26 protein-coding genes are annotated in these 24512 nt (G+C 33.5%); 14 read left to right on the top strand and 12 right to left on the bottom strand.

The window, feature by feature from the left end:
• Positions 1–17: 17 nt before the first annotated feature.
• Positions 18–899, top strand: coding sequence for a DUF808 domain-containing protein (locus ACXGSQ_RS16635; protein WP_458627268.1), 882 nt, complete (start codon positions 18–20; stop codon positions 897–899).
• Between the two features lie 138 nt (positions 900–1037).
• Here ACXGSQ_RS16635 and lptB read toward each other — a convergent pair whose 3' ends face one another.
• From lptB to ACXGSQ_RS16615, 4 genes are all read right to left on the bottom strand, one after another.
• A complete protein-coding gene (gene lptB / locus ACXGSQ_RS16630; RefSeq protein WP_458627267.1) occupies positions 1038–1778 on the bottom strand; it encodes an LPS export ABC transporter ATP-binding protein in 741 nt (246 codons plus the stop codon).
• Between the two features lie 74 nt (positions 1779–1852).
• Positions 1853–2209: a carboxymuconolactone decarboxylase family protein gene (locus tag ACXGSQ_RS16625; protein ID WP_458627266.1), complete on the bottom strand. Its 357-nt coding sequence runs from the start codon at positions 2207–2209 to the stop codon at positions 1853–1855.
• 3 nt (positions 2210–2212) lie between these two features.
• Positions 2213–3055 carry a twin-arginine translocase subunit TatC gene (tatC, locus tag ACXGSQ_RS16620; RefSeq protein WP_458627265.1) on the bottom strand — a complete coding sequence of 281 codons (843 nt, stop codon included), beginning with the start codon at positions 3053–3055 and terminating at the stop codon, positions 2213–2215.
• Positions 3055–4020 (bottom strand): KpsF/GutQ family sugar-phosphate isomerase, encoded by a 966-nt coding sequence (locus tag ACXGSQ_RS16615; RefSeq protein ID WP_458627264.1) that lies wholly within the window; start codon positions 4018–4020, stop codon positions 3055–3057. The genes tatC and ACXGSQ_RS16615 overlap by 1 nt, the downstream gene beginning before the upstream one ends.
• Before the next feature lie 88 nt (positions 4021–4108).
• Here ACXGSQ_RS16615 and recQ point away from each other — a divergent pair, with 88 nt between their 5' ends.
• Positions 4109–6310 carry a DNA helicase RecQ gene (recQ, locus tag ACXGSQ_RS16610; RefSeq protein WP_458627263.1) on the top strand — a complete coding sequence of 734 codons (2202 nt, stop codon included), beginning with the start codon at positions 4109–4111 and terminating at the stop codon, positions 6308–6310.
• A gap of 744 nt (positions 6311–7054) precedes the next feature.
• On the opposite strand, the gene ACXGSQ_RS16605 is transcribed toward recQ, so the two are convergent.
• Positions 7055–7507 (bottom strand): hypothetical protein, encoded by a 453-nt coding sequence (locus tag ACXGSQ_RS16605; protein ID WP_458627262.1) that lies wholly within the window; start codon positions 7505–7507, stop codon positions 7055–7057.
• A gap of 263 nt (positions 7508–7770) precedes the next feature.
• Between ACXGSQ_RS16605 and ACXGSQ_RS16600 the strand changes: the two genes are divergently transcribed.
• The 5 genes from ACXGSQ_RS16600 (at position 7771) to ACXGSQ_RS16580 (ending at position 11332) form a co-directional block, all read left to right on the top strand.
• Entirely contained in the window at positions 7771–8703 is a 933-nt protein-coding gene (locus ACXGSQ_RS16600; protein ID WP_458627261.1) for a peptidylprolyl isomerase, read from the top strand.
• 124 nt (positions 8704–8827) lie between these two features.
• Complete coding sequence (locus ACXGSQ_RS16595; protein ID WP_458627260.1) at positions 8828–8995, top strand: hypothetical protein; 168 nt, start codon at positions 8828–8830, stop codon at positions 8993–8995.
• The gene (locus ACXGSQ_RS16590; RefSeq protein ID WP_458627259.1) at positions 8992–9264 is read left to right on the top strand and encodes a hypothetical protein; all 273 of its coding nucleotides are present in this window, start codon (positions 8992–8994) and stop codon (positions 9262–9264) included. Before ACXGSQ_RS16595 ends, ACXGSQ_RS16590 begins: the two co-directional genes overlap by 4 nt.
• A 23-nt stretch (positions 9265–9287) precedes the next feature.
• Positions 9288–9524: a hypothetical protein gene (locus ACXGSQ_RS16585; RefSeq protein WP_458627258.1), complete on the top strand. Its 237-nt coding sequence runs from the start codon at positions 9288–9290 to the stop codon at positions 9522–9524.
• A 335-nt stretch (positions 9525–9859) separates the two neighbouring features.
• Complete coding sequence (locus ACXGSQ_RS16580; RefSeq protein ID WP_458627257.1) at positions 9860–11332, top strand: T9SS type A sorting domain-containing protein; 1473 nt, start codon at positions 9860–9862, stop codon at positions 11330–11332.
• A 95-nt stretch (positions 11333–11427) separates the two neighbouring features.
• Here the strand turns inward: ACXGSQ_RS16580 and ACXGSQ_RS16575 are convergent, their stop codons facing one another.
• From ACXGSQ_RS16575 to recF, 6 genes are all read right to left on the bottom strand, one after another.
• The gene (locus ACXGSQ_RS16575) at positions 11428–12231 is read right to left on the bottom strand and encodes a DUF2071 domain-containing protein (protein WP_458627256.1); all 804 of its coding nucleotides are present in this window, start codon (positions 12229–12231) and stop codon (positions 11428–11430) included.
• 369 nt (positions 12232–12600) lie between these two features.
• Positions 12601–12957, bottom strand: coding sequence for a hypothetical protein (locus ACXGSQ_RS16570; RefSeq protein WP_458627255.1), 357 nt, complete (start codon positions 12955–12957; stop codon positions 12601–12603).
• Complete coding sequence (locus tag ACXGSQ_RS16565; protein ID WP_458627254.1) at positions 12957–15368, bottom strand: penicillin acylase family protein; 2412 nt, start codon at positions 15366–15368, stop codon at positions 12957–12959. The genes ACXGSQ_RS16570 and ACXGSQ_RS16565 overlap by 1 nt, the downstream gene beginning before the upstream one ends.
• 206 nt (positions 15369–15574) lie before the next feature.
• Positions 15575–15871 (bottom strand): DUF721 domain-containing protein, encoded by a 297-nt coding sequence (locus ACXGSQ_RS16560; RefSeq protein WP_020896067.1) that lies wholly within the window; start codon positions 15869–15871, stop codon positions 15575–15577.
• 39 nt (positions 15872–15910) lie between these two features.
• Positions 15911–16360: a lipocalin family protein gene (locus ACXGSQ_RS16555; protein WP_458627253.1), complete on the bottom strand. Its 450-nt coding sequence runs from the start codon at positions 16358–16360 to the stop codon at positions 15911–15913.
• Positions 16357–17436, bottom strand: a complete 1080-nt coding sequence (gene recF / locus ACXGSQ_RS16550) for a DNA replication/repair protein RecF (RefSeq protein ID WP_458627252.1) — start codon at positions 17434–17436, stop codon at positions 16357–16359. Before recF ends, ACXGSQ_RS16555 begins: the two co-directional genes overlap by 4 nt.
• Before the next feature lie 139 nt (positions 17437–17575).
• Between recF and ACXGSQ_RS16545 the strand changes: the two genes are divergently transcribed.
• The 7 genes from ACXGSQ_RS16545 to ACXGSQ_RS16515 all read left to right on the top strand — a co-directional run bounded on the left by ACXGSQ_RS16545 (position 17576) and on the right by ACXGSQ_RS16515 (position 24156).
• Positions 17576–18340 carry a tetratricopeptide repeat protein gene (locus tag ACXGSQ_RS16545; RefSeq protein WP_458627251.1) on the top strand — a complete coding sequence of 255 codons (765 nt, stop codon included), beginning with the start codon at positions 17576–17578 and terminating at the stop codon, positions 18338–18340.
• Position 18341: 1 nt separating this feature from the next.
• Complete coding sequence (gene ribH / locus ACXGSQ_RS16540; protein ID WP_458627250.1) at positions 18342–18848, top strand: 6,7-dimethyl-8-ribityllumazine synthase; 507 nt, start codon at positions 18342–18344, stop codon at positions 18846–18848.
• Between the two features lie 502 nt (positions 18849–19350).
• Positions 19351–19635, top strand: coding sequence for a riboflavin synthase subunit beta (locus tag ACXGSQ_RS16535; protein WP_458627249.1), 285 nt, complete (start codon positions 19351–19353; stop codon positions 19633–19635).
• The gene (gene mutL / locus ACXGSQ_RS16530; protein WP_458627248.1) at positions 19635–21494 is read left to right on the top strand and encodes a DNA mismatch repair endonuclease MutL; all 1860 of its coding nucleotides are present in this window, start codon (positions 19635–19637) and stop codon (positions 21492–21494) included. Before ACXGSQ_RS16535 ends, mutL begins: the two co-directional genes overlap by 1 nt.
• Before the next feature lie 3 nt (positions 21495–21497).
• Entirely contained in the window at positions 21498–22253 is a 756-nt protein-coding gene (locus tag ACXGSQ_RS16525) for a rhomboid family intramembrane serine protease (protein ID WP_458627247.1), read from the top strand.
• Between the two features lie 2 nt (positions 22254–22255).
• Positions 22256–23128 (top strand): rhomboid family intramembrane serine protease, encoded by an 873-nt coding sequence (locus tag ACXGSQ_RS16520; RefSeq protein WP_458627246.1) that lies wholly within the window; start codon positions 22256–22258, stop codon positions 23126–23128.
• A gap of 5 nt (positions 23129–23133) precedes the next feature.
• On the top strand, positions 23134–24156 hold the full coding sequence (locus ACXGSQ_RS16515) for an endonuclease/exonuclease/phosphatase family protein (protein ID WP_458627245.1): 1023 nt from the start codon (positions 23134–23136) through the stop codon (positions 24154–24156).
• Between the two features lies 1 nt (position 24157).
• Here the strand turns inward: ACXGSQ_RS16515 and ACXGSQ_RS16510 are convergent, their stop codons facing one another.
• Entirely contained in the window at positions 24158–24466 is a 309-nt protein-coding gene (locus tag ACXGSQ_RS16510) for a DUF6122 family protein (RefSeq protein ID WP_458627244.1), read from the bottom strand.
• Positions 24467–24512: the final 46 nt, after the last annotated feature.

Below are 24512 nucleotides of genomic sequence, written 5' to 3'. Positions count from 1 at the left end.
CAACTTAACTATATTTAATGGCTTCAGGATTTTTTGCACTACTCGATGATATCGCCACTATAATGGATGATGTCGCTGCAATGACTAAAATTACAACAAAGAAAACGGCTGGTATTTTAGGGGATGATTTAGCTGTAAATGCAGAAAAAGCATCCGGATTTGTATCATCACGTGAAATCCCAGTATTATGGGCAATCACCAAAGGATCGATGCTTAATAAATTAATGATTTTACCACTGGCTTTTTTATTAAGTGCCTTTATACCTTGGGCAATTATCGTTATTTTAATCCTTGGTGGTCTATATTTAGCTTATGAAGGAGCCGAGAAAATTTATGAGTTTTTTGTGCCACATCCCAAACATGAAACGATTGAATTAAAACGAGATTTTACAGAACAAGAACTGTTAGATTTAGAAAAAACTAAGATTAAATCGGCTATTGTTACTGATTTTATTTTATCTGTTGAAATTGTAATTATAGCTCTAGGTTCAGTTGTTAATGAACCATTAGTCACGCAGATAATTGTAGTTTCTATAGTTGCTTTAATCGCTACCGTTGGTGTTTATGGAATTGTAGCATTAATTGTAAGAATGGATGATCTGGGGCTAAAACTTATCAATAAAAGTAATGGTGAAAAAGGATTGTTATATGGACTTGGCACGTTTTTAGTAAATGCATTGCCTATACTTGTAAAGAGTTTGTCTGTTATTGGTACAATAGCTTTGCTTTTAGTGGCAGGTGGTATTTTTGTTCATAACATTGAATTTATGCATCATGTCTTAGAACAGATTCCTTCGATTTTAAGAGATTTTATTATTGGTCTTGCCGTAGGAGCGGTTTGTTTGCTCTTAGTTAATGGGGTGAAGTTAGTGCTTCCAAAAAAGGAAGGTAAGCATTAAGGTTCAAGCTTTGGTATAAGATTTCTTCCTTTGTAGTGTTGATAAATGATTTTTAGGTATGGCTTTTTGTTGCCAAAAGTAGATTCCTACTTTCAGAGGAATGCTAGTTTGTATGACTAATAAAGAATGCCAATAGTTTTAAAACTCTAATTTCTTCTTTCGTAACTCAAAATTTTGACCCAAGTACACTTTACGTACCATTTCATCGCTCGCTAATTCTTCAGGTTTACCCGCTTTAAGAATAGTACCTTCAAACATTAAATACGTTCTATCCGTAATAGCTAGCGTTTCTTGTACGTTATGATCGGTAATAAGAATACCAATATTCTTTTTTGTTAATTTGGCGATAATACGTTGAATATCTTCTACCGCTACCGGATCGACTCCAGCAAAGGGTTCATCTAATAATATAAAATTAGGATCGGTTGCTAAGGCTCTGGCAATTTCTGTTCTACGTCGTTCTCCACCAGAAAGCAAATCGCCTCTATTGGTTCTTATATGACCTAAACCAAACTCTTCAATAAGCGATTCCATTTTATCGTGTTGTTCTTTCTTACTCAATTTTGTAAGCTGTAACACACTTAAAATATTATCTTCAATACTTAGTTTTCTAAACACAGAGGCTTCTTGAGCCAAGTAGCCAATTCCGTTTTGAGCACGTTTGTACATTGGAAATTTTGTGATGTTGGTATCATCTAAATAGATGTTTCCACCATTAGGTTTTATAATTCCAACAATCATATAAAAGGATGTGGTTTTACCAGCTCCATTAGGACCTAACAAACCAACAATCTCTCCTTGATTCACTTCTAAAGAGACATCTTTTACTACTTTTCGTCCACTGTAGGACTTCATTAAATGTTCTGCTCGTAACTTCATATATGGTGTAAGAACGCTAAAATTAACAAAAACATATAGATTCTATCGGCTTTAGCTAATCATTTATTAAAAGTTTAACCTTGTGATTGGTTCTGCTCTATAGCATCCCAATATTCGTGTGCACGTCGCAAATGCGGAATGACTATGGTACCACCAACTAAAGTCGCAATGCCAAGAGCTTCACTAATTTCTTCTTTGGTTATACCTTCGTTATATGACGCTTCTAAGTGATATTTTACACAGTCGTCACATCGCAATACCGTTGAGGCGACCAAACCTAAAAGCTCTTTAGTTTTTTTATCTAGAGCTCCTGCCTGAAAGGCATTGGTGTCTAGATTAAAAATTCGCTTTACAATTTTATTGTTATCAGCTAATATTTTATCGTTCATTTTAGAACGATAATCATTGAATTCCTTTACAATATCAGACATAATTTAGGACTTAACTTTAGATTTTTTGTTTTCTTTTGTGGCTTTTCGCTTTTGGTTTCTAACGACAATAGCAGAAATATAAATACTTACTTGATACAATAATAATATAGGAATGGCTACAATGACCTGGCTAGCAATGTCAGGAGGTGTAATTACAGCAGATATAATTAGTACAATAACTAAGGCGTACTTTCTGTACTGTCTTAAGATTTGAGGAGTTACCAATCCGATTTTGGTTAAAAAATAAATAATTATAGGTAATTCAAAAACAAAACCAGCGGCTAAAGACGATGATCTAACAATAGAATTGTAAGAACTTAAATCGAAAGCGTTAGATACTTCATCTGCAAACGTATAGTTTGTTAAGAAGTTTAAGGATAAAGGTGTTATGACATAATAGCCGAAAGCGACACCTAAAAAGAAAAGAAAGGATGCAATTAATATGAATCCTCTAGAACTTCGTCTTTCTTTATCTTGTAGTCCAGGACTAATAAAACTCCATAATTGGTATAATACATATGGGAATGCAATGACTAAGCCCGCATAAATGGATGTCCATATATGCGCAGAAAATTGCCCTCCAACGGATCTAACCTCAATGACAAAAGGTAATTCACTAGCACAAAAAGACATGTCCATTCCAAAGAATTGAGACATGTGGCAAAGTGCAACATATGTTGGGAAATCCATATGCTTTGGAGCCATTATAATTCCAACAATAAAATCTTTGAAAATAAAAGCTAAAGTAGCTGCAATGATAACGCTTGCTGCAGCTCTAACTAAATGCCATCGTAACTCTTCGAGATGGTCTAAAAAAGACATCTCATCTACATTTTTTTTCGCCATTATATAATGCCTTCTTTTATTAAATCGTGAAGATGAACTACACCTGAATAATTGCCATCATGCTCTACTAATAATTGTGAGATTCCAAATTCTTCCATCAGCTCTTTTGCATCAACAGCCATAGCATCTTCCTCAATTCGTCTAGGGTTATTGCTCATAATATCTTTGGCTTTTAAGCTCGTAAGGTCATCGCTTTTGCTTAACATACGTCTTAAATCCCCATCAGTAATAATTCCTATGATTTTATCATTTTCAACAACAGCCGTCACACCCAGCATTTTTTCTGTAATTTCAACAATGACTTCTTTTAGAGAAGCTTCAAGACCAACTTGGGGTTTCTGATTTTGGGATGATAAATCATTAACTCTTAAATAAAGACGTTTACCAAGTGCGCCTCCTGGATGATATTTTGCAAAATCTTTACTCGAAAACCCTCGTAATTCCAATAAACAAACCGCTAAAGCATCTCCCATTACGAGTTGGGCAGTGGTACTTGTTGTGGGGGCTAAATTATTTGGACAAGCTTCTTGGGTTACAAAAGCATTCAAAATAAAGTCGGCTTGCTGCCCTAAAAAGGAGTTAATGTTGCCTGTAATTGCAATCATTTTATTATTTGCGTTCTTAATAAGTGGTACTAAAACTTTAATTTCGGGAGTATTTCCACTTTTAGAAATGCAAATTACAACGTCGTCTTCAAGAATTAATCCAAGGTCTCCATGGATGGCATCTGCAGCGTGCATAAAAACCGCTGGAGTACCAGTTGAATTTAATGTCGCAACGATTTTGTTAGCTATAATGGCGCTTTTGCCTATTCCAGTAATAATAACACGACCCTTAGAATTGTATATTAATTCTACGGCATCAGCAAAATCATCTGTTAGTAATTTAGCCAAATTATCGATGGCTTTACTTTCTAACTCTATGGTAGATTTTGCCGTTTTTAAGATAGATTGCTTAGTGTTCAAAACTTATTATTTATTGCGTTTTCTAGGTTTAAAGATTTTGTTATCTTTAAACTTGTTGCAAATGTATATAAAATACCAATAGGGATTAATGAGTATTGCAGAAATTGACTTACACTCCGCATTAAAAAAGTACTTTGGATTTTCAGAATTCAAAGGGCTTCAAGAAGAAGTAATAAAGAACGTCGTAGCTGGAAATAACACTTTTGTTATTATGCCAACAGGTGGTGGAAAATCTTTATGTTATCAGCTACCAGCTTTAATTGCTGAAGGTACTGCTATTGTAGTATCTCCTCTTATTGCTCTGATGAAGAATCAAGTAGATGCCATAAGGGCAGTATCTGAACATGAAGGTGTAGCACACGTTTTAAATTCATCTTTAAATAAAACTGAAGTTAAACGCGTTAAGGATGATATAACAAACGGTATTACAAAATTACTGTATGTCGCTCCAGAATCGTTGACCAAAGAAGAATATGTTGACTTTTTAAGAACGGTCAAAATTTCTTTTATGGCTGTCGATGAAGCCCATTGTATTAGTGAATGGGGACACGATTTTAGACCAGAATATAGAAACCTTAAGACTATTATTAAACGTATTGGTGATGATATTCCTATTGTTGGACTTACCGCTACGGCAACTCCGAAGGTTCAAGAGGATATTTTAAAGAGTTTAGGGATGCCAAATGCTGTAACATTTAAAGCGTCGTTTAATAGACCTAATTTATATTACGAAGTACGCCCAAAAACTAAAAATGTAGATGCCGATATCATTCGTTTTGTAAAGCAGAATGAAGGTAAATCTGGTATTATATATTGTTTAAGTCGAAAACGTGTTGAAGGATTAGCACAAGTGCTTCAGGTGAATGGAATCAAAGCAGTGCCTTATCATGCTGGGTTAGATGCTAAAACAAGAGTGAAACATCAAGATATGTTCCTTATGGAAGATACTGACGTTGTTGTAGCAACCATCGCTTTTGGGATGGGAATTGATAAACCAGACGTACGTTTTGTAATTCACCATGATATACCGAAAAGTATTGAAAGTTACTACCAAGAAACTGGGCGTGCCGGACGAGATGGAGGTGAAGGCCATTGTTTAGCTTATTATGCTTATAAAGATATAGAGAAACTCGAAAAATTTATGGCAGGTAAGCCTGTTGCTGAACAAGAAATTGGTCATGCCTTGTTGCAAGAAGTGGTAGCTTTTGCCGAAACATCAGTATCTCGACGTAAATTTATTTTACATTACTTTGGTGAAGAGTTTGATAATGAAACAGGAGATGGTGGTGATATGGATGACAATGTTCGTCATCCTAAAAAGCAAGTAGAAGCACAAGACGACGTTAAAATTCTTTTAGAGACCGTAGAAAAGACCAATGAAAAGTATAAAGCAAAAGACTTAGTTCAAGTACTTGTTGGTAACTCAAATGCGCTTATTTCGTCGCATAAAACGGATTTACAAAAGCACTTTGGAGTAGGTAAAGATAAAGACCCAAGATATTGGATGGCTTTAATTCGTCAGGTTTTGGTTGCTCGATTTTTAAAGAAAGATATTGAAACCTATGGTGTTTTAAGATTGAGTGAAGAAGGTAAAGATTTTATAGCGAATCCTGTTTCATTTATGATGGCTGAAGATCATGTGTTTGATGAAGATTCAAACGATGGTATTGTTACCAATTCTAAAGGTGGTGGTGCTATTGCTGATGAAAAGCTGATGGGCATGCTTAAGGATTTACGAAAGCGCAATGCTAAAAAATTAGGGGTACCTCCTTTTGTGATTTTTCAAGATCCTTCGTTAGAAGATATGTCTTTAAAGTATCCTATTAGTATAGAAGAGTTAACTAATGTGCATGGAGTAGGAGAAAGTAAAGCCAAAAAATATGGAAAGGACTTTGTGGATTTAATCGCTGATTATGTAAAGGATAATGATATTTTACGTCCAGAAGATATGGTGGTAAAATCTACAGGGACCAATTCTGCTATAAAATTATACATCATTCAAAATGTAGATCGAAAATTACCTTTAACAGATATTGCCTCTTCAAAAGGGATGGAAATGCCTACGTTTATTAAGGAAATGGAATCTATTGTGTTTTCTGGAACAAAGCTGAATATTAATTACTGGATCGATGATCTTTTAGATGAGGATCAACAAGAAGAAATTCATGAGTATTTTATGGAAACTGAAAGTGATAAAATTGACGATGCTATAAAAGAGTTTGATGGTGATTACGATGATGAAGAATTGCGCTTGTATCGTATAAAGTTTATGAGTGAAGTTGCTAATTAGGTTGATGGTTGATGGTTGATGGTTGATGGTTGATGGTTGAATGTACTTAGTGTTTTGTGTAAAGTTTAAAAGTGTAGAGGGCATATTGTAAAGTGAAAGTAATACAGTTGTATATTTAATTACTTACTCGGTTTTTTCCTATTACTCTTTTTTCTTTGTGTAAACTCCGCGAATCTCAGTGGGATTATCTAAGTAAAGAAACGAAGTAAATTGTCTAATCCGAGTTGTTAGTAGGGATAGTTATAATTTGTGTAATTCGTTTTAGATTGTATCTCCGAGTGTCACCGTTTAAGGTTGTCTCGCAAAATCACAAAGGCGCTAAGTAATTAATCTAAAAAAATCAGTGGTAACTTTTTAATAATGGCATCCATATTTTGAACCCGTTTTTAATTGTTCTTTTAATTATAGTGTTTCCTTTTTATGTCTGGATAATAGGATTTTTAAAGGCTTGTTTTTTTATTCCATTTTTCAAAGAAAATGAGGCCAACGATTTTTTAGAGGCTAATGGTTATGAGTTCATTAAGTGTGAGGAAATAAAAATGATGGACGTCACAGATTAGAGGAGAACCTTATAAATAGACTGTATTCATTTAAAACGTACTACCAAATTACCACAAAGTCTATTTCAGATGGTTCAGATAAATCATTTAGATTGATACTATCAAAAACGTATTTACCATTCAATATTAAGAGAGACCTGTATTATTTTGAAGAATCATAAATTTTAAAATTCAGTTTCTAATTTTATTCCTCTTCATCAGGAGCATCAATCACAACATATTTACTGAAAAGAATATCGTGCTTCTTAACTTTAAGTTGAATACTTCTAAGTGTTGCCTTTTCTAAGTTTTTTACATCACTTTCTTCAATTTGAAAATCAATTTTAGTGACGTTTCTCCCTTTAATATTAGAGCTTTCAGATTCAAATTCTGGCATGTCAGCTTCTAATTGTAATTTAAAATTATCGCCGATAAAGAAGAGTTGCGCTCCGTTTTTAGCTTTCACATTGAGCTCACCAACAATAATGGTTTGAAAAAAGTGATAGCCACCTAATTCATTTAAGCCAGCAAATAGGACGTTGGACTCAGAAACTCCAAATGGTTTGTTTTCTACATCATTTATAATGGCTTCAACAGTGTCTCCTGGTTGAGATTTTGAAGATTTACTACCAAAAAGTTTAGATAACGAAAATGCCATGTGGTTTTGTTTTTTTTTCAAAACTAACTTTATTAATTTAAACCCCCAATTTTAATTGTGGTCTTCATTTAATTACAAGAAATTAAGCTCTGTTCTCAATACAGAATTTAAGTTTTTGTTTTTTGTAATTTAAAAGGCATTTAAATTGACAATTTGGTCTTATGATAACGGCTTATTTTTAGAAATATAGGGTTTAAAGTTCTTGCTTTATGTTCTAAACTTTCAATTCACTATCTTTGCAACTTTAAATAAAAATACAGACAATGCAAGACGGTATATACGCAAAATTCAACACTTCAAAAGGTGAGATATTAGTAAATTTAGAGTTCGAAAAAACTCCTGGAACAGTAGGTAATTTTGTTGCTTTAGCAGAAGGGAATTTAGAAAATTCTGCAAAGCCACAAGGAACTCCTTATTATGATGGCTTAAAATTTCATAGAGTTATCCCAGATTTTATGATTCAAGGTGGTTGCCCACAAGGTACAGGAACGGGGAACCCAGGTTATAAATTTGATGATGAGTTTCATCCCGATTTAAAACATGATGGTCCTGGTGTTTTAGCTATGGCAAACTCTGGCCCAGGAACTAACGGAAGTCAGTTTTATATTACGCACATTGCAACAGATTGGTTAGATAATAAACATACCGTATTTGGAAAAGTTGTTGAAGGACAAGATGTTGTTGATGCTATCGCTCAAGGTGATAAAATTGAAAGTATTGAAATTGTAAGACAAGGAGATGCTGCTGAAAAGTTTAATGCTATTGAAGCTTTTAGAACATTTGAAGGATCTCGAGAAAAGCGTATTGCTGCGGAACGCGAAGCCGTAAGAGCTGAATTGGATAAATTAGCTGTAGGTTTTGATGAAACAGCATCTGGTTTACGTTACAAAATCATTCAAAAAGGTGATGGTAAAAAAGCAGAAAAAGGAAATACAGTTTCTGTACATTATAAAGGTCAGTTAGCTGACGGAACAGTTTTCGATTCATCATATAAAAGAAATGCACCATTAGATTTTCAAGTTGGAGTAGGTCAGGTAATTGCTGGTTGGGATGAAGGAATTTGTCTTTTAAACGTTGGTGATAAAGCACGGTTGGTAATTCCTAGTGATTTAGGTTATGGTGCTGCTGGTGCTGGTGGAGTTATTCCTCCAAATGCAACCTTAGTGTTTGATGTTGAATTAATGGGAGTTAAATAATTATTAGATAGTATTTTAATTTACAGTTGCTTCAATCAAGGTTAAGTAATAAAATACAAAAAGAATCGTCTCACTTATAGTGAGACTTTTTTTTGCTCTTATTTAACCTAATAAACCAACCACAATGACATTTAAAATTTTAATAGTGCTAATCGTTTTTATAGGATTGAGCTGTTCTAATTTGGTCAACTATTCTGAAACGTTTAAAAAGGAAACGGCAGGTAATTGTCTTTACAATGAAGATGATATTATTGAGGTTTACTATGACAATAATAAATTGGTTTTAAATTGAGAGGTAGACAGATTGTACCTGTTGCTTTAGAGAAAAATGAATGTTTTGTCGCTGATATGTATAAGACATTGCGATTCGTTCAGCATCCAGAAACATCACAATGGTATTTGTCAGTTATATCTGAAGGAGGTGAGGTTGGAGTGACTTATGATTATTTAAAAGTATCAAAAGAATATAAAACACCAAGTACACTTTTAAAGGCAGGTCATTATGATAAAGCACTTGCTGGATATTTAGAAATTAAAAAAAGGATTCTACAAGTATCTTGATAAAGGAAGGAGATTTTAATAGTATGGGATATAAATACCTGAGAAAGAAAGATTATGAAAAAGCTATTGATGTATTTAAAATAAACGCAGAGCTACATCCTAACAGTGCTAATGTCTATGATAGTTTAGCCGAAGCTTACTTGCTAAATGATGATAGTTTACAGGCTTATAATAATTATAACGTTGCTTTAAGTTTTAATAATGAAATTAGAAAAGCTGAAGTATTTGTTAATGCGAATGCCTCAAAATATAAAAATTAAGGTCATTTTGGAGCAATTGATAAAAAAAGAGGACCGTTGTTGATCCACTTTTATCATTTATACAGCATACTGCTACATCTTGTGTTTCCCTTCGTAAATTTCTTCTACGAATTTAGTGTTAAATACGGGTAAATCATTTGGATCTCTACTTGTTACACGTACGGGTTTTGTTACCTTATTTTTAAATTTTAAGCCCTAAATATTTATTGGTATAGTATGATTTTTTTTTTAATTTTTAATTAAAAAATAAGAAAATTCGTATAAAAAATGATTTTTAATAGTGGTTATTCTTAATATTTTATAATTTTATTGAAACTAAAAAAAAACACTTTTTTATGAAAAAACTATTACTTACTCTATTTGCAACCTTAAGTATTTTCGGAATGATTTCGGCACAAGGTTATGTTACACCAGGTCTTGGTATAATCTACAGTTTAGACGACCTTGTTATTTTAAGTCCTTCTAGTCTATCTGTTACAGGTTCAACTTACACTCTTGTAGATAATCTTACGATTTCTGAAGACGACACACTTCTTATTGATTCAGATTTAACCTTAGAAATTGGAGCAGATATATTAATTACTGTTTTTGGAGGTTTTAATGTTGATGCCAATAATGTAACCTTTACGGCAGTTAACCCAATATTTCCTTATGAAGGATTTCGTTTTGAACAATTTTCAGATATCAATATTCAAAATGCAACCATAGAATATGGTGGCGGATTGCGTGTGCTTACTGAAACTTTTACCATCAACAATTGTTTAATTACAAATAATGTTTCGGGTGTTGCAACGGGTGGTGTTATTTCACTCTCAAGAGGTATGCCTCAAATTACAAATAACACGATTACCTTTAACGAAACGGCAGCTATTAGTTCTGGTGCAAACAGTGATGTATCACCTTATATATTCAATAATTATATTGAAGGAAACAATAAGGCAAATTCTAATCGTCCTCAAATTAATATGGGAACAACTATGACTTCAGATCCTATACAAATTATTCAAAATACTATAAAAGGAGATCGTGCCTTAGAAATGGTTGGTGGAATTGCAGTCTCTAATTTTGTTAACGGGACGATTAATGCTGTTATCGATGATAATATTATAGTTGACAACCGTTATGGTATTGCCATTCTTGGTGATAATGCTTCGGGATTTATTAGAAATAATGTCATTGAAGATAATGACACACAAGGTAATCCTAACCTAGGAGGAAGTGGTATTTCGTTAAATGCGTCTTCAGAAGGTATGGATATTGTTGCTAGTGGTAATGAGATTCGTAGAAATTTATGGGGAATTACACTTCAAGGTGAGTCTGCTATTAACTTAGGTGATGATGTTGCTAATGTTGGGCAAAATATCTTTTCAAATAATGGTAATGGAGGAACTACTTATGCGCTTTATAATAATACAGATAATCCGTTGACTGCCATGCATAATTGTTGGGACGAAGAAAATGCTCCAAACACATTAGCTGATGCCGAAGCTGTAATTGTGCACCAAAACGATATTGCTAGTCTAGGTCTGGTTACGTTTGATCCTGTGAACTGTACATTTTTAAGTGTTGATGAGTTGACTTTAAGTGAAATAAGTATTTATCCTAACCCAACTTCTGGGGGGTTAAGTTTAACAAACAATACCTCATTTAATCAGATGAATGTTTACAGTATTGATGGAAAACTTATCATACAAAAAGCACTTCAAATAGGTACTAATGATATGTATCTTGATTTAAATTCAGGAATCTATTTATTAGAATTGAATGGACAAAATGCAAAAGCAACTAAAAAGTTAGTCGTTAAATAAACTTAGAATTATAGGGTAATTAAAAAGCTTCACCTTTATTGGTGGAGCTTTTTTTAGTGAGTTTAAACTATGTTTGGTTTGATTAGTTTTCAAAATTAATTTTGGACTTTCGTTTTTTGGGGAGGTAGAAGAATGTCGAACTCTATTTTTGGTGTAATTAGGACTGAGTGCGGATTATTCATTTCCAATTGATTCAGAAGCCCTAGTTTTTCGAACAATTCAAAATATAAATTTTTAGCCATTCCTTCTTTTAAATCCATTTTAGGATGCCAAATGTTGTAAGTCCCTAAGCCTTTATTGGCTCTGTTGTAATAACCTGTAATAGGGTGTGTTAGAATATGAATTTGTTCTTCCATGGTTTTAAAACCTTCCAATAGCGCTACATCATTACCTGTGTTTTTTATGTCAATAGTTCCATTACTAAATTTGGACTTAAAGGCCATTTTATATTCAGAATAGTAGCCATTGTTCATTTTGAAACTAAACTCATAATCCGCATATGCCCATGGCATTTTCCATATTAATTTGGGAATCATAGCCGCAATTGAACCTAGTGTTGTGCCAAAAAACCAAGCCGAATAACCGTCATCTCGAGGGTCAATGATATATGTTCTAAAATTGGTTTGGAAGAAATTGAATTTTGGTAATCTTGAGATGCGATAAAATGAAAAGTCGTGGTCTTTAAATGGAACAGCGCTCACTAAAGCGTAGGTTTGGTTGTGTTCTGTATACGTCCAAAGTTTGAATGGTTTAGGAATTAGGTGTTTAATTTTTTCAATTGGAACTTTATATGAAATAATAGCAAAATGTTCAAGTTGGGTATTAACATCAATGTAACTTCTCGTTAGTCTATTCTGTATACGATGTGCTGTGCGACTTTGGTATTCAGCCTTGTTCAATGCGTTTGTAGTGTTTTATATATTGATTTGCTTTGCTAGTTCGCATTGGTCGTAAGTAACGATAATACGTGTGAGTAAGATTGTAAATATAATATGAGTCGTATTGTTTTAGGAATATTTGAAAATAGACAATAAGGAAACATTTAAATTAAGGCTATTAATTTTTTTATTTAGTTTAAATAGCATTAGCATCATGGATTAGTTTATGGATTGTTTATTTAGAACCTTTTTGCGTACGTTTTATTCTATCAGACAATTCCAATTTATAAGAGTATCTTATCTTTTGAAAGCCACTCCAATCAGGACTATATGGTTTTACTAAATTGAATAAGTTTTTATTTATATGTTATAATTCGATTATTATATACTCTACTTACCTTTTAGCATTAAACTCATTTGTTTTCCAAAAATAGCGGCAATACCTGCGGCCAATCCGCCAATAAGTCCTGTAACGAGCATTAACAGATATGGATTGCCATCTAAGGGTAGAAGTATCGCAATACGCTTAGCTAAAGTAAAATCGTTAGCACTACTCATTACATAACTATAAACCGTCCAAAATAAGACAATAGCAAAAAATGGCACAAAAAACACGGCTGTTTTTTTTAATGGAATAAATAAAGCCGTAGCTAAAGCGGCCGTCATAACAGACCACCAAGGCAAGACTAATGAAAGTACATACGCTAATACAATTGTGGCTATAAAGTTGATGATAGTTTTGTTCATTACTTGCTTGGTGTTAAGGTTTGTGTGCCAATAATAGCATCGGTTGCAGTATTGCTTTGCAGAAAATTAAGGCTATAGTATTTTCCAGCAGCCCAATCGTCTATAAAATTAGCGTAATATTTACTTCCAGGGTTTCCAGATTGTCCACCAGGATAAATACCATACGCAGTAGGAGGTGAGGTCATTTCAACAATCATTCTCCAAGAAGGACCATGATCTTCGGAAGTTGCGTTAACAATGCTTCGATCTCCACCAATAGGAATATCAAAAACAGAGAAGGCAGGTAAACCTTGTAATAAATGACTCGCATGAGTCGCTTTATAAGTAACCCAAGTATAGTCGCCTTTTTCGGCTTTAATTTCTAAAAGACGTGCTGCGGCCTCTTTAAAGGCTAGTAAAAATAGATCTTTTGCTGTTTCTTTTTTGGGTGTGTCTATAATATCCATAAAGGCATCGTCTCCTTTATTTTTTAATAAATAAATGGTTTGGTAGGTAAATGGCTGTTCTAAGACGGTGTCTTCTACATCGAATTCATCCCAAACCATATTGTAAAGCTTGCCAAACCATTGTCTAAAAATACTAGGACCTACTTCATTAATATCGTTATTAAATCGCCAAGCCTTGATTTCATTATAAATGGCTTTTTCTTCTTTAGTTAAGTTAGAACTATCCATGTGCTCTAACATATAAGGTACAATTTCAGCAGCTTTAAGATTGTAGTTGTTATTGTGTAAATCCTTAAAATCTTGAACACTAAATTTTGCTTTAGAATTAAAGAAATTATTAATCACACGATTTCTATAGGTTTCATAGCCATCATTAAATACGTAATACGGATAAGTTTCGTCAACAGGATGCTGATTCGCCGAACTCACAAAGCCACGTTCAGGATTTTTAATGTGTGCATTAAACTCTTGTGGAATAAATCCTTGCCAATCGTTTTCAGATTTGCTACCATCCATAATAAATTTACCTTGACCTTCCCATTTATTTGGTAGTAATCCCTGTATCCATATGGCAATGTCTCCTTCGGTAGATGCAAAAACAAAATTCTGAGCAGGTGCAATCCAATTTTTTAAAGCTTCCGTGTAGTCATCATAGGTTTTGGCTTTGTTTAATTCGGTAAAGGTTTTTTGACCATTACCAGGAATATGACCAGTCCATTTCATGGCGTAACCAGCTAGTTCTTGGTCAGACTTAAAGTTTTTATCATAGACCACAGGCCCATGGTGTGTGTAGAGCACGGAATCCTTGTACGTTTCTTTACCTTTTATTTTAATCTCTTCAATTCTTACAGACACATCTTTCCATTGGTCATCGAATTTATATTGTGTTCTATCCTCATTAAATTCAATTTTATACCAATCAATAACATCTCTTGTGGCATTGGTTTCTCCCCAAGCAATATGTTGATTAAAACCGGAAATAACAGCTAAAGCTCCAGGTAATGTAGCTCCAAAAGCATTGTGTTCTGGCGTACTTAATTGCATCACAAACCAAATAGAAGGTAGGTTTAAACCTAAATGCGGATCGTTAGCTAAAATAGCATTTCCGGTGGTCGATTTTTTACCCGAAATAGCCCAGTTATTACTGCCATTATCAGGATTAGGTTTGTCTATAGTCTCGGAAATGGAATCTAAAACAGGTGTGCTATTTGGTGTTGGTGTTTGCGGAACGTCAATAAAACTCCAATCGGTGTCTTTTGGGATTATAGGATCGGTAATGTCAAAAAAATCTGGAAACAATAAATCGAATCGTTCCTTGCCAAATAATCGTAAGGCGTTCGTGTTTTCCATGTCTTCATCTCCTCCGGCCAACATCTTAGTCATATACATTAATAATAAAGCCGTTTTTTTAGGGGTCCATGCTTCGGGTTTGTAGTCCAATAATTTATATTCAACTGGTAAATCTTTTGGTTCTAATTGATTAATGTAGCTGTTGACACCATCAGCAAAAGCTTGAACCATAGCAGATGTTGTTTTATCTTCTGCCATTTTTTTTAGCGTTTGTTCTGCACCATAACCCATACCACGTCTACGTTCTTGTCGGTCGTAATTAAGTGCTGCTTCGCCTATAATTTCAGATAAACGCCCCGCAGCAGCAAACGTCTGAAATTCCATTTGCCATAATCTGTGCTTTGCGGTGATATAACCTTGGGCTCTGTATAAGTCCAGATCGTTTTGAGCAAAAACATGCGGAATTAATTCAGCATCATAATGTACTGTAACCTTATTTTTTAATTCAGGAATTGTGATATCTCCGCTTATAGATTCGTCAGTTTCATTTTGCCAAACACCAGAATAAGGATTTAGAAATTTTCCTATTGGAGGAATAGAACCGAATTTTGTGTTTAATGCAAAGAAAATACCTATCGTTAGAACGAATGATAGAATGAGTTTAAAATACTTCATGAAGTTGAATTATAGAGAATTTAAAAATAGGAAAATAATTGGAAATCTTGGATATGAATATTGCAAATTATTTCAATAAACGAATGATACAGGATTACATGATAGGCCGAGGTTATTCCACAGAAATGCTTATAGAAAATGATACAAGGGAAACCTTAAGGACTAAATATGAAATGGTAATATTAAAAGATTAACAGTCTGTAGGCTTATCGGAGAACTAACTTTTTAACCACTTCTTTTCTAAGAGACTCATTAAGCATCTTTATGATTTTATCCGTACCGTAGCTCAATTCTTCTCGGAGTACGCTAGAACTGAGTTGTACATATAAAGTGTCGTGTTTTAATTCAATTGCTGTGGTGTAATTATTAACACCGTTTCCCATAAGATTTGCCCATGCTTCACGCACGTCTACCTTGTCTAAACCAGATTGTAAATTATTAGTTTGAACAAACTCTTTTAGAATGTCTTGTATAGGTTGGTTGTCGTTATTTCGTTTTGCCATATTCACTTCCCAATAAAGCGGGAATTTGCTTATTTAGTTTTACTTCTCTTCTAAATCCAATTGTATTGGAGTATAACGTTTATAAAGATACACATTCTCATCTTCATTTATAATACGAAGTTGGTTAGAATTTGCATCTAAAACAGTTTCCGTCCAATTGGCATAAGGGGTGGTATAATAAATTTTTAATTTTCCATCTTCAATTTTTAAAGCGATAGCTTCAGCATCATCAGAGGTGTAATAGGTGTCGTTAATTCCTGGTGTTAGTTTTTTTCTGAAGCCCTTTAAACTATCATTAACACTTATGTAATCTATGGTTTCGTTAAATTTATATTCTTTTTTACTGCCATCTTGCATGGTCACTTCTTCTATTTCCCAATACCCTTCGATGTGTTCAATATAGGTTTCTGGGTTTTTAGAACAGCTGACTAATCCAATCATAAATACTAACAGAGCGAGTTGTCTTGTCATATGAGTAAGGTTTTTCATAATTTGAAAATTTTATAGGATTGATGGGTTTGTTTTATAACTTCTTCTGTTCGCTCGGCATGGGTATCGCTGATGAAAATTTGTCCAAAATGTGCATCATCTACTAATTTAATAATTTGTGCGACCCTATTTTCATCTAACTTATCAAAAATATCATCTAATAATAAGATTGGTGAAACTCCGCTTTGTTGCTTTATAAAATCGAATTGAGCTAGTTTTAAAGCAATAAGAAAAGATTTTTGTTGACCTTGACTTCCAAATTTTTTAATCGGAAAGTCATCAATTAAAAACACTAAATCATCTTTGTGTGTCCCAACGCTTGTATATTGTAAGGCTTTGTCTTTATTGATAGTCTTGCTTAGTAAATCTTGTAATTCATTATCAAATAAATCACTTTTATACTGTAAGTCTATGGCTTCTTTACTTTGACTAATCGCTTCATAGCGGGCTTTAAAAATTGGGATAAATGTTTTTAGAAAGGCCTCTCGTTTTTTAAATATTTCCGTGCCGTAATTATGCAGTTGTTCATTATATATAGAAAGTGTATCATTATTAAAGGTATTGTTTACTGCGAAATATTTTAGTAATGCATTACGCTGTGTTAATACCTTATTATAATTAATGAGTTCTGCTAAATAGCTTTTATCACTTTGCGAAATAACACTATCTATAAATTTACGTCGTGTGTCACTACCTTCTATAATTAAATCGCGATCGGCCGGTGAAATAATAACCAAAGGAATAAAACCGATATGTTCACTAAACTTTTCGTAAGCCTTACTATTCCGTTTAATGACTTTTTTTTGACCGCGTTTTAAAGAAACAATAATTTTCTCAGTACGTTCATTTTTAGTAAAATTTCCGTCTACCACAAAAAACTCAGCATTGTGATTGATATTTTGAACAGCAATAGGATTAAAGTAACTTTTTCCGAAAGCCAGATGATAAATGGCATCTAAAGCATTTGTTTTTCCAATACCATTGGCACCTACAAAACAATTGATTTTGACGTCGAAATCGAAAACTTGACTTTCAAAATTTTTGTAATTAACTAAAGATAGTGTGTTTAGATTCATGAAAAGATGACGTTATGCCTTGTTTTACTGATGTAACAAAGCATTTGGATGCATAATTAATAATTCAAAAATAACAAATAAATAGGCTTTTAAATCCCAATAAAAATTTTATTTTTGCGGACGCACAAAATGACAAGTTATGGCAACGTATAAGAAAAGAGGCTACAAACCAAAGACAGTAAAAGAGAAGGAAGAGGTTTTTGAAGAAGAATCAACAACAGCAGAAGTGTTTAACACTTTAGATGAAGGAGCTTCCAAAACAGAAGAATGGGCTGTTAAGAACCAAAAGTATATTATAGGTTTCGTTGGAGCAGTAGCTTTAATCGTCCTAGGATATTTAGGATACAATAAAATAGTAGCAGAACCACAACAAAAGGATGCTATGAACGAAATGTACACAGCTAAGAAGTATTTTGATGATGCTGTTAGTGGTATATCTTCAGATTCACTTTATAGAATGTCTTTAAATGGTGGTGAAGGGAAATTTGGAATGCTAGATATTATTAATGAATATAGTGGAACTCCAGCAGCCAACTTAGCTAATTATTATGCAGGTATGGCATATTTAAATCTTAAGGATTATCAAAACGCTGTAGAGCATTTAGGGAATTTTTCTAGTGAAGATAAAATGTTGAATCCGATTGCTAAAGGTGGTATTGGTGATGCATTTGTTCAACTTGATCAAAAAGCGGATGCTTTAAGTTATTACGAAAAAGCATTTAAAGCTAATGTTAACGATTTTACAACTCCATTATACTTAATGAAAGCAGCACGTGTTGCAATTGATTTAGGTGAGAATGCAAAAGCTTTAGACTATTTAAAGCGTATTAAAACTGAGTTTTCTGCATCAACAGAAGCTAAAACAGCTGAGGTATTAATAGGAAAAGTAGAAGCAAGCTTATAGTATGGCTACTGTAAATCATAATTTATCGGATTACGATAAAACAACAATCCCAAATGCGAAAGATTTTCGATTTGGGATTGTTGTTTCAGAATGGAATGATACCATAACCGAAGGTTTGTGGCAAGGTGCTTTTGATACCCTAATAGATTGCGGTGCTATTAAGCAAAATATTGTTCGTTGGAATGTTCCTGGAGCTTTTGAGTTAACCTATGGAGCAGCTAGAATGAGTAAAAGTATTTATGCTGACTCAGGAATGCTAGATGCTATTATTGTTATAGGTTGTGTGATTCAAGGAGAGACAAAGCATTTTGATTTTGTTTGCGAAGGGGTGACTCAAGGCATTAAAGATCTTAATGTAAAAGGAGATATTCCCGTTATTTTTTGTGTGCTTACCGATAATACGATGCAACAATCTATTGATCGTTCAGGCGGTATACATGGTAATAAAGGCACAGAAGCTGCCATTGCTGCAATAAAAATGGCTGCATTACGAAGAGATACAGTTTAAGTATGCTGTTCTCTGTCTTCAATAGGCGATACTTGTTTTTAAAATAAGAGGTCCTTATCTTTTTGGTGGAAGTTAAAATTTAATTTCACCTACGACCTACGACCTACGACCTACGACCTACGACCTACGACCTACGACCTACGACCTACGACCTACGACCTACGACCTACGACCATCAATTATGGCATCCTTTTTGTTAATAATTTTAAGGATTCCTTAAGGTATATTTCCTTGTATTTTCAGTACTTTTGAGATTAATCAAGTTTAATTTAAGAGTCACTTGTTTAAGCAAAGAAAAAATAAACGTTTTACTTATAAACCTCGTTTTCAGGATTCCGAAGAAAAAAGTCGAGAGACGACTTGGAAGCTAAATGGAATGATGTAAAAAGTAGTGATAACCGTCGCGGAAAAGTCGTCGTTTCATTGCCTGTTTTAATCATCTTGTTAGTTTTTATTTTTGTTTTAATCTATGTCCTTGAAGGGTATATTAAATAAGAATGTTATGGGATTAATGAAATTGAAAAAGAATAAGAAGTTTAACTATAAACCACGTTATTACAAAGGTGATGGTAATCCGTTTGAGCTTAAGCATAAATTTGATGAACACCGAACAACCGTTGCTCCTGCAAAGGGGATAAAAGGTAAATTCAACGCCGCTATAAATGATTATAAGCATAATCCAGATGATAATGTGAATAAACGCGTGGTCATTATAGTTGCTGTTTTAGTGTTGTTGTTTTTGTTCATTATTGGGTTTGACTTATCTATATTCTTCTCAAAAAGCTAATGTCAGATATTATACAACTTTTACCAGATCATGTTGCTAATCAAATAGCAGCAGGAGAGGTAGTACAACGTCCGGCTTCAGTAGTGAAAGAACTATTGGAGAATGCCATAGATGCTAATGCTACTGAAATAAAACTCATTATAAAAGATGCTGGTAAAACTTTAGTTCAGGTTATCGATAATGGTAAAGGCATGAGTGTCACCGATGCACGTTTAAGTTTTGAGCGCCATGCTACTTCAAAAATTAAAGCTGCTGAAGATTTATTTCAACTCAATACCAAAGGATTTAGAGGAGAAGCGTTAGCAAGTATTGCAGCGATTGCACATGTTGAACTTAAAACGAAACAAGAGGACGACGATTTAGGAACGGCTATTATTATCGAAGGGAGCGAAGTAAAATCTCAAGAAGTCTCAGTAGCCCCAACAGGAACTTCGGTTTCTGTAAAACACTTGTTTTTTAATATTCCTGCAAGACGAAATTTTTTAAAATCAGATACCGTAGAGTTACGACATATTACTGATGAGTTTCATCGTGTAGCATTGGCACACCCTAATATTGCTTTTGCATTTTACCACAATGGAAGTGATGTCTTTAATGTGCCTCAAGAAAACTACAGGCAACGTGTTGTTCATATTTTTGGAACAAAAACTAATGAGAAATTAGTGCCAGTTGAAGAAGAAACAGAAGTTTTGAAAATTTCAGGATTTGTTGGGAAACCAGAATTTTCCAAAAAAACGAAATCAGAGCAATTCTTTTTTGTAAACCAACGTTTTATAAAGAGTCCTTATCTAAATCATGCTATAAAATCGGCATTTGAAGGTTTATTGAAAGATGGATATCATCCAAGTTATTTTTTAAATCTTACTGTCGATCCAAAATCGATAGATATTAATATTCATCCTACTAAAACAGAAATTAAGTTTGATGATGAACATACGCTTTATGCCATATTACGTTCTGCTGTTAAACATAGTTTGGGACAATTTAATATTGCCCCGGTTTTAGATTTTGAACATCAAAGTAGTTTAAATACACCGTACGATTACAGAGATAAAAAAGCATCCACTCCTGCAATTGAGGTGGATCGCAGTTTTAATCCATTTGTGGATGATATAGGAACAAAACAAAAAACAACAAGTCATAATACCGGATTTAAATCTGCACCTACAGCGTCTTGGGAAAGTTTGTATGTCGGTTTAGAATCTAAAGGTAATAGTTCGCCATCTGATTTTAGTCAGGTAACGTTTGAAAGTGAATCTAAAAATGAATCTATCTTTAGTGATTCGTCTATTGAAACTACTAAAACGACGTTTCAATTGCAGCAAAAATATATTGTGAGTACTTTAAAATCTGGGATGTTAGTTATTGATCAGAACAGAGCGCATCAACGTATTTTATATGAAAACTTTTTAAAGCATATTACGATAAAAGAAGCTACCAGTCAGCAATTATTGTTTCCATTAGAATTGCATTTCACACCAAGTGAAACAAAAATTATTGAAGACTTAAAATCCGATTTAGAACATACCGGTTTTGTGTTTTCAGAATTGAATACTAAGGGGATTACAATTACAGGAGTTCCTGTTGGTGTGCCAGAAAGTGAAGTCTCCATTATTTTAGAGCAATTGATTAGTGATGTAGAAAATGATGTGCCAGATACTAATTTTAGTGCTGCGGATTTATTAGCAAAATCTATGGCAAAGAGTTTGGCTATTAAAAATGGTCAATCGCTAAATAGTACAGAACAAGAACATATGGTAAATAGTTTGTTTGCCTGTAAGGAACCCAATGTGTCACCAACTAATAGACCAACGTTTATAACGATGGCAGTAGATGACATTGAAAAAAAATTCATGTAGACTATGAGACAAGGAATAACGGATGCCGTAAAGCATTTATTGATTATTAATGTTGTTGTTTTTATTGGAATGATAACGATAGGAAGTCAAAATCAGCCATTTATGACTTGGTTTGCACTTTATTTTCCTGAAAATCAACTTTTTCAGCCATGGCAAGTGTTAACGCATATGTTTATGCATGGTAATTTTATGCACATTGCGTTTAATATGTTTGCATTATGGATGTTTGGTACTGCTGTTGAGCAAGTATTTGGATGGAAAAAGTTTGTAATATTCTATCTGCTTTCTGGATTTGGTGCTGCCATTATACAAGTAGCTTTTTTATATTTTCAGTACAACACCGGCCTAACGACCTTAATAGAGTCAGGTATATCTCAAACAGAGATTGTAAATATTTTGAATGAAGGAAAATACAGTACCGCTTGGGTGCCGCTTTTAGGTGATAACTTAGAAAGTTTTATTGGAGCATTTAATAGTACAATGGTTGGTGCATCTGGTGCAATAATGGGAGTATTAGTGGCGTTTGGGATGTTGTTTCCTGAAAGTAAATTAATGCTTATTTTCTTACCAATACCTATAAAAGCTAAGTATTTTATACCAGCTATTATTGCTTTAGATTTATTTTCTGGTTTAACGGGGCAATCTATATTTAGTCCAAGCAATACGGCATATATGGCACACGTTGGTGGTGCATTAACTGGATTTTTATTAATGTATTTCTGGAAGAAAAATGAAAAGGATAAATACCGTTGGAATTAATTATGAGTACGATTCAAGATTTAAAATATAAGTTTAATAACCTCGATGTTTTTGGTAAAATTATCGCCATCAACGTTGTTGTGTTTTTTATTGGTCTCATATTTAAATCACTAATACGATTTAACTTGTTTGCCTACTTCGAAATGCCATCCAATATCATGGATTTTATAATGCAACCATGGTCATTGATTACGTATGGTTTTTTACACAATGGCTTATTCCATTTGGCATTTAATATGTTGTTTCTTTATTATTTATCGCGTGTAACAACGAATCTATTTCGTCCCAAAATGGTCTTAAATATTTATTTTTTAGGCATTATTTTTGGCGGCTTAGCCTATTTAGCGTTTTCAAATCTTGTACCTGCTAATATCTCAGGATCTAATGGAGTTTTAGTAGGTGCTTCTGCAGGAGTAAGTGCCTTATTGCTTTTTGTGGCGGCATACATGCCAAATAGTGAAATTCGATTATTCAATGCTTTTAATGTGAAATGGAAGCATATGGCTATGGTTATTGTTGGTTTGGATTTGTTTAGAATGCTTATGGGGATGAATAGAGGTGGCTATGTTGCGCATTTTGGAGGTTATCTTTTAGGATATATTTATGCGACTCAACTTCTAAAGGGGACGGATATAGGAAAGGGATTTGAACGAACTATGGATGGTTTTATGAGTTATTTTAAGCCTAAATCGAAGTTAAAGACCGTTCATAAAAATAGATCAAAAAGTACTACAGTGCGGAAGACTAAAACCGATTTTGATACGTTAAATAAACAGAAGAAGATAGATACTATTCTGGATAAAATTAGCAAAAGTGGTTATGAGAGTTTAACAGCCGATGAGAAAGCATTTTTATTTAAAGTAGGTAAAGACTAAGACACGTGAAAGGGTTAAAATTTGGTAGTAAAGTTGTGTTTTTCATCAATTCATTGGTGGCATTTTTACTGCTTACGTCTTATATATTACCTTATATCCCTCCAAAAAGTTTTGCGTCATTATCAGTTTTAAGTTTAGGGGTTCCCTTACTTATTTTATTCAATGTTGTTTTCTTTATTTATTGGTTGCTTCGTGTAAAAAAGCAAATGCTATTATCGTTAGTTGTATTGTTATTTGGATGGAATTATATCAACTCTATGTATAAGTTTTCATCTTCAGAAGATATAAAAGACGAGGCTAACTTTTCTGTGATGTCTTTTAATGTTAGACTATTTAATAAGTTTGGATGGTTACCCGATAAAACGGTGAAAGAAGATATTTTAAAATTTATAGATACTGAGCAACCCGATATTCTGTGTTTACAAGAATACAGAACAGGTGATCCAATAGAACTGAAAGGTTATAATAGTTTTAATGCTAGATATACAGAAGGCATTAGAGGCGGACAAACAATTTTTTCTAAATTTCCGATTATTAATTCAGGTTCTCTTGAGTTTCCCAATACGTATAACAATGCCATTTTTGTAGATATCGTAAAACAAAAAGACACGATTAGAGTTTATACATTTCATTTGCAATCTTCAGGTATTGAAACTGACGTTGAAAAACTTAAAAAAGAAACTTCAGGACATTTGTTTAAGCAAGTAAGGTCTACGTTTAGAGCACAGCAAGATCAAGTGGAATTGTTTTTAGCTCATAAGGCAAAAACAAATTATAAGACAATAGTTACAGGTGATTTCAATAATACAGCCTATTCTTATGTTTATAGAATGGTCAAAGGTGACGATTTAAAAGACACGTTTGAAAATGCTGGAAATGGATTCGGTAGGACCTACGATTTTAAATTCTTTCCCATGCGAATTGATTTTATCTTGGCGGATAAAGATTTTACAGTCAATGGATTCCGAACCTTTGATGTAAAACTATCAGATCATTATCCTATTAAAACGACGCTTAGTTTAGAGTAATTTACATTAGTCCACAATCCGCAGTGTCAGCAATAATATGAATGACTAAGCCAATACCAATTAGCCTTGTCTTTTTAGGAATTAATGCTAATAGATAAACGACCATAGCATAATAGGTGTGAAGTGGATGAAAATTAATACTGCAACGGTTTGGATCAAAAATAGGGGTTGCTAACAAATGATCTAAATCGATTAACATTCCTAAAATCATAATACCATACGCTTTTAGCCAACGGTCTCTAAAGACCGTAAGTGCAAGGACTAAAGGTAAGCCGAAGTGGATGCCGTAATGTACAAATGATTGTAGCATTTATAATACTGTTTTAGCTTCATGTCTCTTTGAGAGAAACTTAGAA

The sequence above is a fragment of the Winogradskyella sp. PC D3.3 genome (assembly GCF_054366245.1).
This window is presented reverse-complemented; position numbering and strand designations above follow the sequence as displayed.